Source organism: Thermomicrobiales bacterium (assembly GCA_041390825.1).
In the GTDB taxonomy this organism is placed as follows: Bacteria; Chloroflexota; Chloroflexia; order Thermomicrobiales; family UBA6265; genus JAMLHN01.
Genome location: JAWKPF010000008.1, coordinates 77,600 through 91,604 on the forward strand (window position 1 = coordinate 77,600; position 14,005 = coordinate 91,604).

At 62.7% G+C, this 14,005-nt stretch carries 18 protein-coding genes; 6 read left to right on the plus strand and 12 right to left on the minus strand.

Annotation, left to right across the window (positions count from 1 at the left end):
• The first annotated feature begins 319 nt into the window (after window positions 1-319).
• Window positions 320-475, plus strand: a complete 156-nt coding sequence (locus R2855_04760) for a hypothetical protein (GenBank protein MEZ4530324.1) — start codon at window positions 320-322, stop codon at window positions 473-475.
• A gap of 298 nt (window positions 476-773) precedes the next feature.
• On the opposite strand, the gene R2855_04765 is transcribed toward R2855_04760, so the two are convergent.
• Window positions 774-1,010: a hypothetical protein gene (locus R2855_04765; protein ID MEZ4530325.1), complete on the minus strand. Its 237-nt coding sequence runs from the start codon at window positions 1,008-1,010 to the stop codon at window positions 774-776.
• 1,308 nt (window positions 1,011-2,318) lie between these two features.
• Between R2855_04765 and R2855_04770 the strand changes: the two genes are divergently transcribed.
• Entirely contained in the window at window positions 2,319-2,645 is a 327-nt protein-coding gene (locus R2855_04770; protein ID MEZ4530326.1) for a hypothetical protein, read from the plus strand.
• Between the two features lie 421 nt (window positions 2,646-3,066).
• Here the strand turns inward: R2855_04770 and R2855_04775 are convergent, their stop codons facing one another.
• The gene (locus R2855_04775) at window positions 3,067-3,276 is read right to left on the minus strand and encodes an SH3 domain-containing protein (GenBank protein MEZ4530327.1); all 210 of its coding nucleotides are present in this window, start codon (window positions 3,274-3,276) and stop codon (window positions 3,067-3,069) included.
• Window positions 3,277-4,068: 792 nt separating this feature from the next.
• Window positions 4,069-4,503 (minus strand): low temperature requirement protein A, encoded by a 435-nt coding sequence (locus R2855_04780; GenBank protein MEZ4530328.1) that lies wholly within the window; start codon window positions 4,501-4,503, stop codon window positions 4,069-4,071.
• Between the two features lie 544 nt (window positions 4,504-5,047).
• Here R2855_04780 and R2855_04785 point away from each other — a divergent pair.
• The 4 genes from R2855_04785 (at window position 5,048) to R2855_04800 (ending at window position 6,637) form a co-directional block, all read left to right on the plus strand.
• Entirely contained in the window at window positions 5,048-5,218 is a 171-nt protein-coding gene (locus R2855_04785) for a hypothetical protein (protein MEZ4530329.1), read from the plus strand.
• 313 nt (window positions 5,219-5,531) lie between these two features.
• Window positions 5,532-5,729, plus strand: a complete 198-nt coding sequence (locus tag R2855_04790; protein MEZ4530330.1) for a hypothetical protein — start codon at window positions 5,532-5,534, stop codon at window positions 5,727-5,729.
• Entirely contained in the window at window positions 5,665-6,084 is a 420-nt protein-coding gene (locus tag R2855_04795) for a PQQ-binding-like beta-propeller repeat protein (protein ID MEZ4530331.1), read from the plus strand. The genes R2855_04790 and R2855_04795 overlap by 65 nt, the downstream gene beginning before the upstream one ends.
• Before the next feature lie 328 nt (window positions 6,085-6,412).
• The gene (locus tag R2855_04800) at window positions 6,413-6,637 is read left to right on the plus strand and encodes a hypothetical protein (protein ID MEZ4530332.1); all 225 of its coding nucleotides are present in this window, start codon (window positions 6,413-6,415) and stop codon (window positions 6,635-6,637) included.
• A gap of 311 nt (window positions 6,638-6,948) precedes the next feature.
• Here the strand turns inward: R2855_04800 and R2855_04805 are convergent, their stop codons facing one another.
• From R2855_04805 to R2855_04845, 9 genes are all read right to left on the minus strand, one after another.
• Window positions 6,949-7,725: a mannonate dehydratase gene (locus R2855_04805; GenBank protein MEZ4530333.1), complete on the minus strand. Its 777-nt coding sequence runs from the start codon at window positions 7,723-7,725 to the stop codon at window positions 6,949-6,951.
• 126 nt (window positions 7,726-7,851) lie between these two features.
• Window positions 7,852-8,031, minus strand: coding sequence for a mannonate dehydratase (locus R2855_04810; protein MEZ4530334.1), 180 nt, complete (start codon window positions 8,029-8,031; stop codon window positions 7,852-7,854).
• Window positions 8,032-8,065: 34 nt separating this feature from the next.
• Window positions 8,066-8,260 carry a hypothetical protein gene (locus tag R2855_04815; GenBank protein MEZ4530335.1) on the minus strand — a complete coding sequence of 65 codons (195 nt, stop codon included), beginning with the start codon at window positions 8,258-8,260 and terminating at the stop codon, window positions 8,066-8,068.
• A 91-nt stretch (window positions 8,261-8,351) separates the two neighbouring features.
• Window positions 8,352-8,651 carry a hypothetical protein gene (locus R2855_04820; protein ID MEZ4530336.1) on the minus strand — a complete coding sequence of 100 codons (300 nt, stop codon included), beginning with the start codon at window positions 8,649-8,651 and terminating at the stop codon, window positions 8,352-8,354.
• Window positions 8,652-9,355: 704 nt separating this feature from the next.
• Entirely contained in the window at window positions 9,356-10,258 is a 903-nt protein-coding gene (locus R2855_04825; GenBank protein MEZ4530337.1) for a PQQ-binding-like beta-propeller repeat protein, read from the minus strand.
• A gap of 858 nt (window positions 10,259-11,116) precedes the next feature.
• Complete coding sequence (locus tag R2855_04830; GenBank protein MEZ4530338.1) at window positions 11,117-11,251, minus strand: hypothetical protein; 135 nt, start codon at window positions 11,249-11,251, stop codon at window positions 11,117-11,119.
• Window positions 11,252-11,872: 621 nt separating this feature from the next.
• Window positions 11,873-12,454, minus strand: a complete 582-nt coding sequence (locus tag R2855_04835) for a GMC family oxidoreductase (GenBank protein ID MEZ4530339.1) — start codon at window positions 12,452-12,454, stop codon at window positions 11,873-11,875.
• Complete coding sequence (locus R2855_04840; GenBank protein ID MEZ4530340.1) at window positions 12,417-12,935, minus strand: GMC family oxidoreductase N-terminal domain-containing protein; 519 nt, start codon at window positions 12,933-12,935, stop codon at window positions 12,417-12,419. Before R2855_04840 ends, R2855_04835 begins: the two co-directional genes overlap by 38 nt.
• A gap of 581 nt (window positions 12,936-13,516) precedes the next feature.
• Window positions 13,517-13,888: a serine hydrolase domain-containing protein gene (locus tag R2855_04845; protein ID MEZ4530341.1), complete on the minus strand. Its 372-nt coding sequence runs from the start codon at window positions 13,886-13,888 to the stop codon at window positions 13,517-13,519.
• Between the last annotated feature and the right edge of the window lie 117 nt (window positions 13,889-14,005).

Genomic DNA, 14,005 nt, shown 5'->3' on the forward strand with positions numbered 1-14,005 from the left:
GCGGTGGGTGTCGACGGCGCGCAGCGCGTCCAGATCGAACGGGTCGACGCAGATGGTTAGCACATCGAGCGAATCGAAAATGGCTTGCAGGAGCGCAATGGTGCCGAAGAGCTCGCGCGCGAGGCAACGATCGTCGAGCCTGCGTTCACGCAGCTCAGGATCGCGGCATGCAGCGCGCCCATACCGCTGCCGAAGACGATCGCGTCCTCGGTGCCTTCGAGGGTGGCAAGGGCTACTTCCAGGGCCCGGATGGGATTTCCGTGCCGGGCATAGTTGTGCCCCCGGTTGTTCTCCAGCGAAGACCGCGTCGAGCGACTCCATGTCCGGGTGGATGAACGTGGTGGTGGAGAAGATCGGCGTCGTGGTGGAGCGTTCGACCGGGAGTGGGATGCGCCTCATGCCGGGCATGGACGGCACGAGTGGCCATGCCGCGTTGCCGAAGCGGCTGAGAACCGATCTGATCGTCCACCTGTGATGACCCTGACACCGAAGCTACGCCCTGGCCGCGCGCCCGTCAGCCAGTCCGTGGGAGAGTATAGGAGGAGGCTCCGCGAACGGGTCTCCGGGGCATCGCGATCGGCGCGCTGATTCCAGTTGTTCCGACGATCAGCCAGAATCGAGCTGGAAGGTGTCTGCGGGTATTGAGTTTGGCGACCACCGCTTCCAGCGACGGTATGTCTCAGAAAGACGACCAGATTCCAGTGAGCGGGTTTGCCGGAGTGCCAGTGACGGCACGACGATCCCGTGCGCGCCGCGGACATGGCGCAGGAACCTTACCGTGGCGCGTGCAACCGCGCGGTCGGCAAAGCAACTTGGGTACCTGGAATCGCCAGCCCGTCGATGACAGCAGCGTCGGTGAGATCGAAGACGCGCTCCAGGAGCTCGATGGCGTAGACCCCGTGTTCCCTGCAGCAGAGAGGTGAGTTCGGGATGCCGGTCTCGTTGGAAGTGCGCAGCGATTCGGCCCGCGCGGTTTCGCGCGAGTTCGCGAGCAGCAAAAGTCGGCTCACCGGGGCATTCAGCGCTGCTCGCGCGAACGGCCTGCCAGATGGGTATCGAGCGGCGGAAAGGGTGACTGGGCCGAATCTGCCGGTAGACGACACCATGCCAGGGTTTCGATCGATATCGGCCATTGGTCAGGGGGCCAATGCCGTCGTAGTCCGTCGCCAGGAGCGCGAGCACCGCACCCGATTGGCGGCGTTCGATCAACTGCAACGGTGTCGCGCCGTCGTAGCCCGGCAGCGGCAGAGCGAGAAAAGCGGCGCATCCTGTCGGTGCCGAACACGATCGCTGCCAAATCGACGATCTCGGCGCAACCTCGGCAAGCAGTCTGCGTCCAGCCGCGTCCTTCGCTGGAAGCGAACCTTTCGCCTCCCAGCGCTCGATAGTCTGGCGCTGACGCCGTGAAGACGCGCGCCACCCTCTTCACGGAGAGGTCGAGATCGGCCTGCACGCGCTTGACCTCGTAGGACCTGGTTTGTTCGGTGAGCGTCGTGACTCATCGTCGAAGTATAGACATTTGTCAACTGACAGAATCGGCTGGTGACGCCCACGAATGCGAGATGGGACCATGCGCCGCGCTGGACAACTCCCGGCAACGACGTAGCCGTGAAATCAGTATGTATACCGATGCCAAACGCGGTCATCGGCGCGCAGGACATGCATCGCTGTAGCGCCAACTGTCGCCGTGATGGGGGATCCGGGCGCTTTCAGGCCACGGCTCGTACGATCGAGGCACCCGGGCCACACGCACTGCGGGTGGACAGGACGCCTCGTCACTCGATCACTGATCGGATGTTGTCGTATGGATGACGTATCGAAGCAGAACAACCGCATTTCATCTGCTTGCCTCTGCCTGATCATGGGTGTGCTCAATTTTCTCGCGATGACCCTGTTCTACTCGAGGTGCCTCTGGATCTCGCGTGTCGGGATTTCTCTCTGGGGCAGGTTGTCACGTCTACGGTGCTGTTGAGCGCCGTTCTCGCTGGTGATCGGTCCGATTGTCGCGGATCGCTGCGGCTATCGTCTACCGCCGACCACATCGGGGTTTGCTGCGTCGCCATCAACGTGACCGGCGCTGGGCTGGCTCCTTTTCCCTGGTTGCTGAGCATCAGCCTCGTCGGCGGCTCGCGGACGCGCTGACGTTTGGCATTCTGTTCGCTATCGTGGGCGCTATCTTTTCGCCGGATGATCGGAAAACGCCTCAGCTGGCTGGTTGGGTCGATGACGTTGGCGGGATCATCGATCCCAAGGCTCACTGTCCTCGGCAGCGCCACCAGCTGGCGGGTGGCCATGATTGCGCTCGGCGGAATCGCGGTATGCACGGTGGTGCCGACACTATCGTCATTCCCAAAGACCGCCGCCGGTCTGAAATCCCTGAGTCGGCGTTCACGGCTGCCTATGCTCCCCGTGCTGGGTCACGCTTCGACAGTCCGCCATTGACGGCAACCGCAATTCGCCTGATCTTGCTGGCTTGGGGTGCTCACCTACCTGGGAGTGTGTACCTGGGTCAGAACATGATTTATACCAAAGGGATCGGGCTCGTCTACTACATCGGCGCGACCGGCTATGCGTTCGGGGAGCTCGCTGCGGGACGATTGATCGCACGTGGCGGCGCGGATCGTCGGGCATCATGTGCGTCGTGACCGCGCTTGCCACGGTAGCGGCGGGTCAGGCCATCACCGGGCTTCGCGGTCGGCCCTGATTGTGGTTATGGCGATGGCAAGCGCTGATCGCAATCGGCGTGACCCTGTTGCTGTCGACCGGAGAGCCTGGGCGAGCAAGGAACCACGATGTTGCTGAACGGGGATCGATGGTCAATTTTGGCGGGGCCGCTGGCGCGGCGATTGGCGGAGGTTTGATCGCTATGGGCGGGTATCAGGCGTTTGGCCTTGGGCTTTCTGCGTTTTCCTGTTGGGAGCGGTGTTGGAAAGCTGGTAGGGCCACAACGCCGGGAGCGTGATGTGCACACACCGTTGCACCCGGGTGTTGCAACTGAGGAGCCGGAAACAGCGGCGTCGATTTGACGTCGCTGTTTCCGGGTGCGGTGTGCTGGCGGCTTCTTCTTTACTGCAGATAGTCTCCGACCCAGCCAGTGCCGTAGGGTCGTGGAGAGACCCGATACCAGCCGTACGTGTTGGCAAAGATCGGGCCGGAGATGATCGTTACCACCGTGCCAGCGGGGAGGATCGCGATGGTGCCGTAACCGGTGCCAGCGCTGGCGCAGCCGCAGTGACGTGGTGGTGTGCGGCGTCTCACCCGGGACGAAGCTGACATTGTTGTCCTGGAAGGCGAGGTAGGTGCTGATGATGTATCCGGCCACCGTGCCGTACTGGACGTTGTACCAGCCGTTCGAGGTCGGGCCAGACAGTACCGTCACCGGCCCATTTCTGGGAATCACGAGCAGCACGCTGTAGCTGGTGCCAGCCCGCCGTGGCAGATTCACCGCCGTGGTGGCGTACCCCAGGCCGGGTAGAGCAGCATGGTCAGCGAACGCGTAGCCGTAGGTCGAGCCGTAGCGGACGCGGGCATATCCGGTAGCGCTGATACCAGTCCGGGTACCAACCGGGGTCGACCCGGCTGGCATCACTGCCAACACTACCGAAGAACTCGAGGCCGTGAAGCGCGCAGATTGAGGCTCTGGGTCACATGGGCGTGCCGGGCACGGGCCGCACGATTGCGCGCTTGCCTGTTGCGGCTGTTGCACGGCGCTAAGCGCCATCGCGGCGAGAAGGAGTAACGCGAGGAATCCTCTCTTCATTGCACATTCCCTTTGTCGTTGCCCGGCATACGCCAGTTGCGGGTTGGCGCATGCTCCCGGTTTCCACAGCGTGAAATCGCCGTTACCGGCGAGCGCATAATTCGACGGTACTGAACGCGTGCCCTCACGTCAACTTGAACGTACGACCAATGGAGGTGTGGGATCGATCATCAGGCGTCATTCGGCGCGTGGGTTGACATAGATGCCGGCATTTTGTCGATTCGGTGCGGTCATCCTCAAAGGAAACGCTACGGAAACGCTACGGAAACGCCCAGGTTCGGCGCGAAGTATGGGACGGCGCTTCTTGTCTACTCGGCACGGACAGCCGATCTGCGCAGTTCGCTCGACAGGTCCGAAACGGCGACCGCCAGCAAGACGACGACTGCCGCGAATGCCACGTCGGGTCGGGTACGACCCTGCACGACGAGCATGAGTCGATCAGCAAGACGATGGCCTGCCTGCGCGCGTGAGATGCGGCCGAACATCGTTGCCTTGTAGAGCAGATTGCCGAGCAGGAAGAAGCGCAGGTCCCCAAGAACGAGGACTGTCGCCCGGCCTGCCGTCTCGTCCGGATGCGCGAGTGAGAGTTCGTCGCCGGCGGCGGCGACGATGATGCCGGCGACCGTAGCCCACATGTGATAGAAGGTGTAGGCGAGGACGCCCAGGCGTCCTGGATCGGCTGCCGTGCCCATGCGCGCTCGCGCCAGTTCGATGGTGCGGTCGAAGAAATGAATCCACCACATTGCGAAGCACTACCGACAAACGCCACGGTGAAGGCGGTCCAGGTCTCACGGGAGTGGGGCAGCTCCCGAAACCCCGCGCCAGTGATGAGCACCGATTCGCCAATGGCCAGAATGATGAACAGCAGGCACCGCTCTGCATGTGAAGACCGGTAATCGATGTAATCGGTTGTGCGGCTGCGTCCCAATCCAGGCAGCGGAAAGCCGAGGTAGATGACGAAGATCCCGATGACCACGGAGGCCAGAAGCCACATTCGAGCCGCCAATAATCGTCAGCAACAGCGCCGGCCAACCACAGGATACCTACGAGCGCATCCCAAACCGCCACCCGAACAAGACACCATCCGGAGCGGGTGGGCAGGCCGACCGCCAGAAGGCCGAGAACCGGAGCGCCAACGGTGAGGACGACGACCGCCGCGGCGAACAATCCCGCCCGTTCCCCGAACGCTTCAGGAATCGAGGAAGCGAGCTTTAAACCGAATGCCGCAACGAGCACCGCCGGCCGGACCGGCCGCGCGCGGCTACGTCGAAGTAGTTCGAGATCCACGTGATGCAGATCCAGCCCGCCCACACACCCCAAAGCAGCGCCAGCAGCGTCTCCAGCACCCTTCCAGCTGAGCGCTTCGAGCAGGTGATGGGTCAGTTGCGTGACCGCGAGCGCGTAGACCAGATCGAAAAAGAGCTCGACCGGCTGTACCTCGCCGGCATGCCCTCCTGACGGGCGCAACCACCGGCACCATGCGGGGAAGCGAGTTCGTCGGCTTCGTGCATCGCGTCGATCCCTCCCTTTTCCTGACAATGCGATTGGCGGTACCCTGCCGGTTGCGCGTTCGCTCTGATTGGGCGCTCGCACGCGCCTTGTGAATGCGATTAGTGGTTTCCGTCGTAGTGAAGAGATTGCAGGATGATTCACCGTTTGAAAAGTACCTATTGCGCGGTTCTGGTGATGGTTCTTGGGTCGATCGTTGAGTGGAGGCGGCGCGGCCGCCAAATGGCGTCCCCGCAACTCAGCTGGCGGTACGCATTGGCCGATGGCGCCGCGTACGGTCTCGATATCTCCAGATGACGGCGCGACATTGGTCGCAGTCATCGGGATTCCGGACGATCCCGGCGGCCAGATCGTTTCGCTCGATCCCGCAACTGGCGCGGTGCGCTGGACGCACGATGTGCCCGAAGAGGCGCGTCTGCCGATCCGATCGTGGTGGATGGAGTTGTCTACGCAGAGATAGGAAGTCTGGTCGGCAGCGGCGCGTTGTCTATGCCGTGGACGCGAAAACCGGCGATGAGCTTTGGCGGACCGATGTCGAAAACCGGGAGCTCCCGGCAACGCCGATCGATGCGGTCACCTATGCGAATGGCACGCTCTTCTTCGTGAACCGGGGCGATGCTGTCCTGCTGGCACTCGATGCAGCCAGCGGCGCGATCGCGTGGGAAGTCGATCTGCAGAAACCGTCGCGCGGTGCGCCGTTCGTCGAAGGCGACACGGTCTTCGTGTCCACCGGGTTCGATGGCGGGCGCATTGTCGCAGTCGATGCCGCCACTGGGGAGAACGATTGGGTGTCAGAGGAGCAGACAATCCCGTGACTGGTCCGGTGGGGGCTGGAGGAGGCGTGCTCTACGTTCCCTTCGCGTGAACGGGCAGATGGTTGCGTACGACCCTGAGACAGGAGCAGAACGCTGGCGCGCTTCGATGGGCGAGCAGGACCCGGGGACCGGCACGTATCCCCCGACGGGATTGCCGTTCGTAGTCGACGGAACGCTCTACGTGAGCAGCAACGGATTCGGTGGCGCCCACCGCAGCGCTCGATGCGCTGATTGGGGAGATGCGCTGGAGTGTCCCGACGGGTGATTTCTCGGCAGGAGCGCCCGATGGTCGACGGTGTACTTCTGGTGGGCAGCGACACCCGTCTGCTTGGTCTCGATCCAGTCACCGGCGCCGAGCTTTGGCGAGTCGCTATCCCCGGGAAAAATCGACCTCGATTTGAACCAGGCGACGCCGCCATTGACCGGCAACGGTTGGATCTACACGCGAGACGAAACCGGCGGAGTCGCCGCGCTGGATAGCTACGATGAGCTGACTGCAGCGGCGAGCCGCGGCATGGTCTGGAAGACGCACCGGTTTCGCGCCGGCGACTAGAAGGGGTAGCCCTGTTGTTGTTGCAGCCCTTTGATGCAGGAGATCTCCCCGCAGTGCGCAGCCCCATCCGTAAGGACCTGATTCAGGATGTATGACAGCGGTTGTTCCCCGAATCCGATGGCCGTAGTCCGCGACGACTGCAAGCTGATCGTCGTCCAGTCCAGCGAGATAGCTGTCCGTGTTGGCATAGACTGCCTGCGCGCAGACACGCGCCGCGTCCAGATCGACGGGTCAACGACCGCGCCCAGTTATCCCAGGGTCCGGAAACGGCATGGGCCTGGATACCCGCGGCGGGCTCGCCCACTCGCCCATCAGAAGAGGGGTGACACCCGCAGGCCGAAGTTGATGATTGCGTCTTCGGCGGTCAGGTGGTGAATGTAGTGCCCGGCTATGGGCACCACCCGGCCCAGGGGTTGCCAGTGCGCCTGCTCCGGCGTGACGTCGCCCATCGTTCCTTGAGCCGAAGCCAGACATTCGCGAACAGATCTCGATAGACCTCGATCTTGGGTTGTCGACATCAAGCACTCCCGAGCGCGGACAGGACAGAAGGAAATTGCACCGAATGCTCGGAAGCATGATACGGCACTCACGCCATTTCTTCGTCCGCCCTCCGGTGAGCGGCGGAACTGGACGATCCGCGTGGGCGGTGAGATCAGCCGGTCTGTTGACCCTTTCATCAAGCTCTTTGGCAGCCGGGCGGCATAGAGCCGGCCCATGACGTCGTAGCCAGGTGACAGATTGGCCTCGCCGGCCAGAGTGGGAATGTGGTCGACTCGAAATGGGCCAGACCGGCAATCGCGCCAGGTATGCATGGTTTCGAACATATCGGTTTGCCCGGCGTCGTGGAACGTTTCGCGGAACTTCGCCGGATTGCCATCGACATCGCGGAAGTGGATGAAGAAGACCTTGTTCTGACCGGCGAAGGCGGATCTCTTGGCATGTCGACCACCATGGTCGAGATCGACCCCGCAGAAGGTAATGCCATTGTTCGGGCTGGGAACGAGATCGATGACCTGTTGCAAGTTGTCCGGACTCGTCAGGATGCGGCCAACGCTGCGCACCGGAGAGATCAGGTCGTCGGGATGCACTCGCCAGCTTGACTCCGGCTTTTTCAGACAGGCACGACCCGCTTGAGGAAGATTTCCATCCGCTCCCAAAGCCCGTCTTCTGGAGATCTCGCCGAATTCGCTTAGGCCGCCGCGCGTTGCACGGTCTCACATTGGCAGCTGCACCAATGCGCCGTCGCGTCTGGGGAGCGCCATGGATGTGCGCAGCCAACCGAGCCCGGCCATGAAGTTGTGGCACATCACTGGAATACCGGCGCGGCCCATGTTGTCGATCATTTCGCAGAAGCGGTCGAGCGCCCAGTCGAACTGGTCGGTGCCCTGTTTGATCGGTCTCCATGATCACGGATGCAGCGGGGATCGATCACTTGCAGATCGATACCGTCGTCCGCGAAACTTGCTTCAGCCGCAGCAGGGCTTCGAACTTCCAGACCGGTGGATCGTCTGGCCTTTCTGGCATGCTCACGACCGCGGCGGTAACCCCGGCTTGCTTGGCCAACTGCCACAAGATGGTGCGCTTGGCGGGCAGAATATCGGCGATGGTGAGACTCCAGGTCATTGGGTGCTTCGCTCCTGTCAACCTGGGTCGTTTTACATGACATTCTCGCAGTTTTCCGCCATCGAACCCGGGAAGGATGAAGCACGCCGACTCACGAATGCACGCCATCCGTGGGAACCAAGCGCAAGAGCAGCAGGACCCGGGCTACCTCGGGATCACCGGAAGCGCTTGGCGATGGTTGCGCACCGGTAGCGCTCGCTGTTTGCGGAGAAAGATCGAGCACGATCGAGGGGACGTCGTCCGCTACAACCTCCGGCTGCGCATCGGACGGTGAGACGATCCAGGTTGGCTGGAGCGTTGCCCAGCCCGAACCGGAGCGAGCGGTGCTCTGCGTGGCCGATTCGATCGAACCGAACCAGGTCTCCATCGATGCATCCGCTGTTGCGATCATCGTCGTCAGATTCCCCGGAGCGGACCGTCCTCCTTCGGGCTCGGAGGGTTGGTGGGTGTTCAGCGAATCGACTGCAGCAACGATGAGGTGGGCTGGCTCGCTGGAGGTCATTGTCAAGACTGCGTGTCCGCTTGCGATGGAAAGCAGGTCTCCAGGCCCGACCTACGACGGTTTGATCCGCTCCCAACGCGCGCCACCGGTCGCTGCCCCTGGCGAGCACGGAGTAGGCGCCCGGCGCCGCTGACGCGCAGGCTTCCGTCTGCGGCAACGACCAGCTCCGGGGCGTGAACTGCCAGATACCGCTCGCCATGCTGGTGGCGGGTGTCAATTCGATCAGAGCGGCGACGAGCGTCGCGGACGCGGATATGCGGAACGGAGCGTTGGCGTCCGGCGGTCAGGGCAATGGCGCCTGGTGCTGATGAACCGGCCCGAACGACGCTCTGTTTCATCGAGCTCGATGAGGGTGCCTGGTTCGAGCGGCGGATCGGTCGTTGTTTCCTCGAGTCCGGGCAGGAACGAACGGCGCGCCGTCGTTCTCTTCGATGTTCACGAGAAAAGCGTCGTCGCTGGGCTTCGACGCCCGTCAGTGACACGCGGAGGTTGGGGAAGGTGGCGCGAAACGCCAGCGCCGCAATGTCCCGCTGTTCGAGATCGACCGCCGGCCAGGGATCGAGCCTGTGTCCGAACCTGGCTGGTCGAGCGTTTCAGAGGTCGTCCAGATTGCCGTCGATCATGAAGCGGTCGACGCACGCCAGGCAGGCGCGCACGCTGGCGAGAACCTCGCTCGGAACGGATCGGTGAACGGCCGCCCAAACAGGGTCCTGTGGTGCGATGCCGTCAGGCAATCGCAGCCACGGCAAGCAAGCAGAGAACGCGGAGTTTACAGCGACATGGCGACCCTCCCGAACATGCTGGGCGATGAACGTGTTGGTCAACTGAATGAATGAGCCTGGCTGGGGCGATCGCAGCGCGACGAGCTTCCCGGTGTCTTTGACTCCACGAGGGTGGCAACGAATGTCTGGTCTGAAATTATGAGGGGGCTGATCCCCAACTATGCACGGAGACTGGGCAATGACCAGAGCGTTGACTGATCGGTAGATCGAGCCGCAATCTCGGAGTAGGCGCCTGCCACGCAACGTCCCCAGAGATAGGCACTGACGATCGCCGAAGACCATCGATGGGCCGGAAACGGCATTCTCCCTCCACCGAATCTCGCCATTGCCGCGATCGATTCCGACCACGACGCCTGACACAGTGGCGACAACGACCAGATCCGACGTAACCGAAGGGGAACTGCGGCCATCGAACTCATCGGTCGATGCCATCTTCGCCTGCCATTCCTCACGGCCCGTGGCAGCATCGAGCGCAATATCACCCGCGCGGACGTGCTCTCCGTAGAACACAGTTCCATCGACGTACGACGGTCCGAGAAACGCCGGTGTCCCCGGATGGGTCCACGCGACCGATCCATCGGCGAGCGAAAGCGCGAGTGCTGCCTCCTGCAGGTCCGCGTGGCCGGTGGTTTCCCAGCGCACGGTGCCATCGTCTGGTGAGACTGCATAGACGTGCTCTTCGCCTTCCACCCATTCGTCCGAGGAGCGCGCCACGAAAATGTTCCGTCAACAGCAGCGACCGACATCGGCGACCCGCTCGAAACGACCAGGTTCCGTCCGTCCAGCGAGCGAGCCGTACCACGGCATCGATAGGCTCATCACTGCGAAGTGGGTTCGCCAGCGTTCGTCTGGCGTAGGAGTCGAGGGCATAAAGCGACTCCGCCACGACCACGTAGATCGAGCTGGGTCGAGGCCGCTGAATCCGCTGATAGCGTGTGCTCAGTCGGCGTCGACCAGATGAGCTCGCCGTCGTTGGCGCGGACCGCCAGCACCTGCTTGGCTTGTTGGGAAGGTGCGAGGAGGAGCCAAAGCAGGCGACCTCGTCGACAACGATCGGAGCCGCGCCTAATCGTTCCGCTCACCGGGTATTCCCAGGCGATCGTTGGCTGGCGTTCGATGCCCGGACCGGGTCCGCATTGGATCGGCCGGGGTCGATGCTGCATATCGGGACGTCGCCCAGTCGATCGGACGCCGCCGGGATGACGTGCTCGTTCTCCGACGCTGACCACGCCAGATCGAGCGCCCGACAAACCAGAGCCCAGCGCCAAGCAGTTGGAATTCAACAGCATCGCCGCTGCCAAACCACCGATGGCTCCGCGTCAGACTCGCCGGCAGGATCGACTGGCTTCGGGAGTATGAGCGCATCCCGGAACAACAACTGACGCTGCGTCGATCTCGGCCGCTTCGTGTCAAGAATGCGAGCTCGTGCACGTGCCTTTGCCTGATCTGATGCCGGACTGGGAAAGAGACGCTCGATGGCCAGAATGAAGCGGTCGTCGGGCTCGCTGTGCGGGATTGCTGTTTCCGGAGACACCACGCCGGTCCCAGTCGGCAGATCCATGGGCGAACTGCTCAGGCATGGCGCATCACCCCATCGGCCGAGGAGACATCGAACCGCGCGCGCAGCGATCGGATCAGGCGCGACTGCGCTTGCCGCACCGCGGTTTCGGATTTGCCCAGTACGACGCCAATTTCGGCGGCGGTCAATCCAGCGGCGCGCAGCTTCGATGAGTTGCCGCTGCTCGTCAGGTAAAGTCAGGGAGCAACTGCTGGAGGAGACGGTTTTGATACCTGAATCCAGCGCCGCATCTTCCGGAGACTTTGCCGGATCCACGAGTTTCGCTTCGCTGAGTTGGACGCGGTGGGGTGCCGATGTGACAAACGATGCATGTCTCGAGTGGTGTTTCGGGCAATGGCGAAGAGCCAGCAGCGAAATGACGATTCGTCGATTCCTTGAAGCGATGCAGATTGCGATGCGCGCTGAGGAACGCTTGACTGGCCGCGTTCGGCAGCTGCTTTATCGTTCCACTGGACCAGACAGAAACGCAGCACGGACTCCAGTACCGATCGAAAAGTGTTCGAATCGGCACGAATCGATACGCGCCTCCGCCACCAGGACGTTGTCGCTGGGTGCGGTCGGCTCTGAGGCAGTTCCGGTATCGGACGACCTGTGAGCCTGCATCGGATCGTCGCCTATGCGTTCGCGCCACTCTGGAAAGAGAGACGGTTGGAGCGGGAGAAAAGCGTGACATCATGTTCGGCTCGCTTCCGAACGGGTGGTTATGGGGATCCCGATGTGCTCGATCGCCGATGCGTTGGCGGAACGCGCTAGGCGTCGGCTGCAAGCTCTGCGGCAATCTTCTCGGCCGCGGCAACGATGGGGCAATGCAGGTTCACGCGGGGCCCCGTGGGAAAGATCGAGGCATCCACCACCAGCAGGCCATCCACACCGTACACCCGGGCGTGTGCATCCACAACGGCCATCGGGTCGCTTGCGGGACCCATCCGGCAGCTACTGGATGGGTGGAAGGTGGTGCCCACCTGGGAGCGAACCTTGCGTTCGAGCTCGTCTCGCGACGACCAGGTGAGTGTGCTCTCCGGCAACGGTTGCACGATTTCGGCCAGGGGACCGGTGGACACCAACCGGTTGACCAACTCCACACCGTCCGCCAGCGCGGCGAGATCGGCCGGATCGCTGAAATAGGCGTGATCGATGTCCAGAGGCGCCTCTGGGTCACGCGAGGTCAAACGCAACCGGCCATGCGAGCGGGCGAATTGCAGCGAGATCGAGAGCCAGAGCCGCCATTGACCGCTCGATTCGTCGAACGACTGGCCCTGGTAGATATGCAGGTCGATCTCGTCGCTCACCTGGCTACTGCGCGCCTTGATCAGGAGCGGCGTGAATGTCACCGCATCGGGCGCCGCGCCCGGCGCAATTGGCGCATTCCATGAGCCCGTTGACGAGTGGATGGTCCATCAATCCAGCGCCGACCCCGGGCAGATCCGCGACGACCGGAATCCCCAATGCCATCAGATCGGCGCGCGGTCCGATTCCCGATCGAAGCAAGATCGCCGGAGAACCATAGGCGCCGGCGGACAGAATGATCGTGCGTCCCGAGATCGCTGAACCGCCGCTCGTCATAACCCCTGAGGCGCGGCCATCCTCGATCACGACGCGGTCGATGGTCGTGTTGGGGAGAATCGTCAGATTCGCGCGCTCGCGAACGGGAGCGAGATAGGAGAGCGCGCCATTGAACCGGACCCCGTCGCGGATGTTCTTTGGGGTCGGACCAATGCCGGGAGACTGCTCTCTGTCACCATTCAGATCGGCGATGGTTTCGAATCCCAGTTCGTTTGCCGATGCGATCAGCGCACGGTCGAGCGGTGTCACTGTGATGCGGGCACGCGAGAGTCGGAACGGGAGCCGTCTGGGCCATTGCAGTTTTCCGCCGAGCGAGATCAGCCTCGGCTTTCTGGAACCAGGGCAGCAAGTCGTCGAACCCCCAGCCGGGATTCCCCATCGACGCCCAGTCGTCATAATCTTCGGCCGATCCGCGCATCCAGATGCACCCATTCATGGTCGACATTGCCTCCGACCACCCGGCCGCGCGGCAACTCGAGCTGATGGTCGAGCGTCTCTGTTGTGCTCGTACCCCCGGGTGGGAATCGGTCAGGACGTCAGCGGGTTCAACAGTTCCACCGGCCAATCGGCGAGATCGGATCCGTAGTCTGGACCGGCTTGATCAGCAGCACCGAACGGGCTGGGTCGGAAGAAGGCGATTGGCCAGTACGCACCCTGCTGGTCCCGCGCCGACGATGATGAAAGTCGTAATTGGGAAGCTTCGTCATGGAGGGATCCTGCGCGGTGTGGTCGAAACGACATCTGCGCCATAGCGGTCCGCGCCAGGGAGCGTGTGCCGCTCCCGAAGAGCGTTCGTGCCAAGGAACGCACTTCGGATCGCGTCTGAAAGGTCACGCCGGGCGATTGCGCCCGCCCTTGTCACGTCGTATGCCGTTCGTCAGAAACGCCACGGCCAGACCCATGTCGCGGTCTCCCCAGCAAACTGACGATCCCATGCCACCATGCCAAAAGGTCCGGAGTGTGCTGGTTGCTCCCGGCCAGTGCCGGCGTGGCTCGTTCAGGCCGCCAAGTTCGAATCCGTAGCATCGGCGCACGGGAAGGTCGAACGATGGATCGATCTCGTCCAGCACGGCCACCTCCAACATCCGTTCAACCGTCTCGGGGCGGAGGATTTGAGCGCCATCGATAGCGCCACCGAGCGCGATCGCGGCGTAGAAGCGCGCCATATCGGCCGCGGTCGATACCAGGCTGCCACCAGGCACGACCGCGCATTAGATCGGATCATCGTCCATCGAGCGTATGACCTCGACACCCCATTCGTCCGTGCCATCAGTGGCATGAAGCGACGCAACGCTCTTCCAGATCGGGAGAAACCACGA

Excerpts from the sequence above, each read along its gene's own strand:
- R2855_04815 (MEZ4530335.1), bottom strand. The coding sequence starts at position 8,260 with ATGACCTGGAGTCTCACCATCGCCGATATTCTGCCCGCCAAGCGCACC.
- R2855_04790 (MEZ4530330.1), top strand. The coding sequence starts at position 5,532 with ATGGCGCCGCGTACGGTCTCGATATCTCCAGATGACGGCGCGACATTG.
- R2855_04760 (MEZ4530324.1), top strand. The coding sequence starts at position 320 with ATGTCCGGGTGGATGAACGTGGTGGTGGAGAAGATCGGCGTCGTGGTG.
- R2855_04795 (MEZ4530331.1), top strand. The coding sequence starts at position 5,665 with ATGTGCCCGAAGAGGCGCGTCTGCCGATCCGATCGTGGTGGATGGAGT.
- R2855_04770 (MEZ4530326.1), top strand. The coding sequence starts at position 2,319 with ATGCACGGTGGTGCCGACACTATCGTCATTCCCAAAGACCGCCGCCGG.
- R2855_04775 (MEZ4530327.1), bottom strand. The coding sequence starts at position 3,276 with ATGTCAGCTTCGTCCCGGGTGAGACGCCGCACACCACCACGTCACTGC.
- R2855_04780 (MEZ4530328.1), bottom strand. The coding sequence starts at position 4,503 with ATGTGGTGGATTCATTTCTTCGACCGCACCATCGAACTGGCGCGAGCG.
- R2855_04820 (MEZ4530336.1), bottom strand. The coding sequence starts at position 8,651 with ATGATCGCAACAGCGGATGCATCGATGGAGACCTGGTTCGGTTCGATC.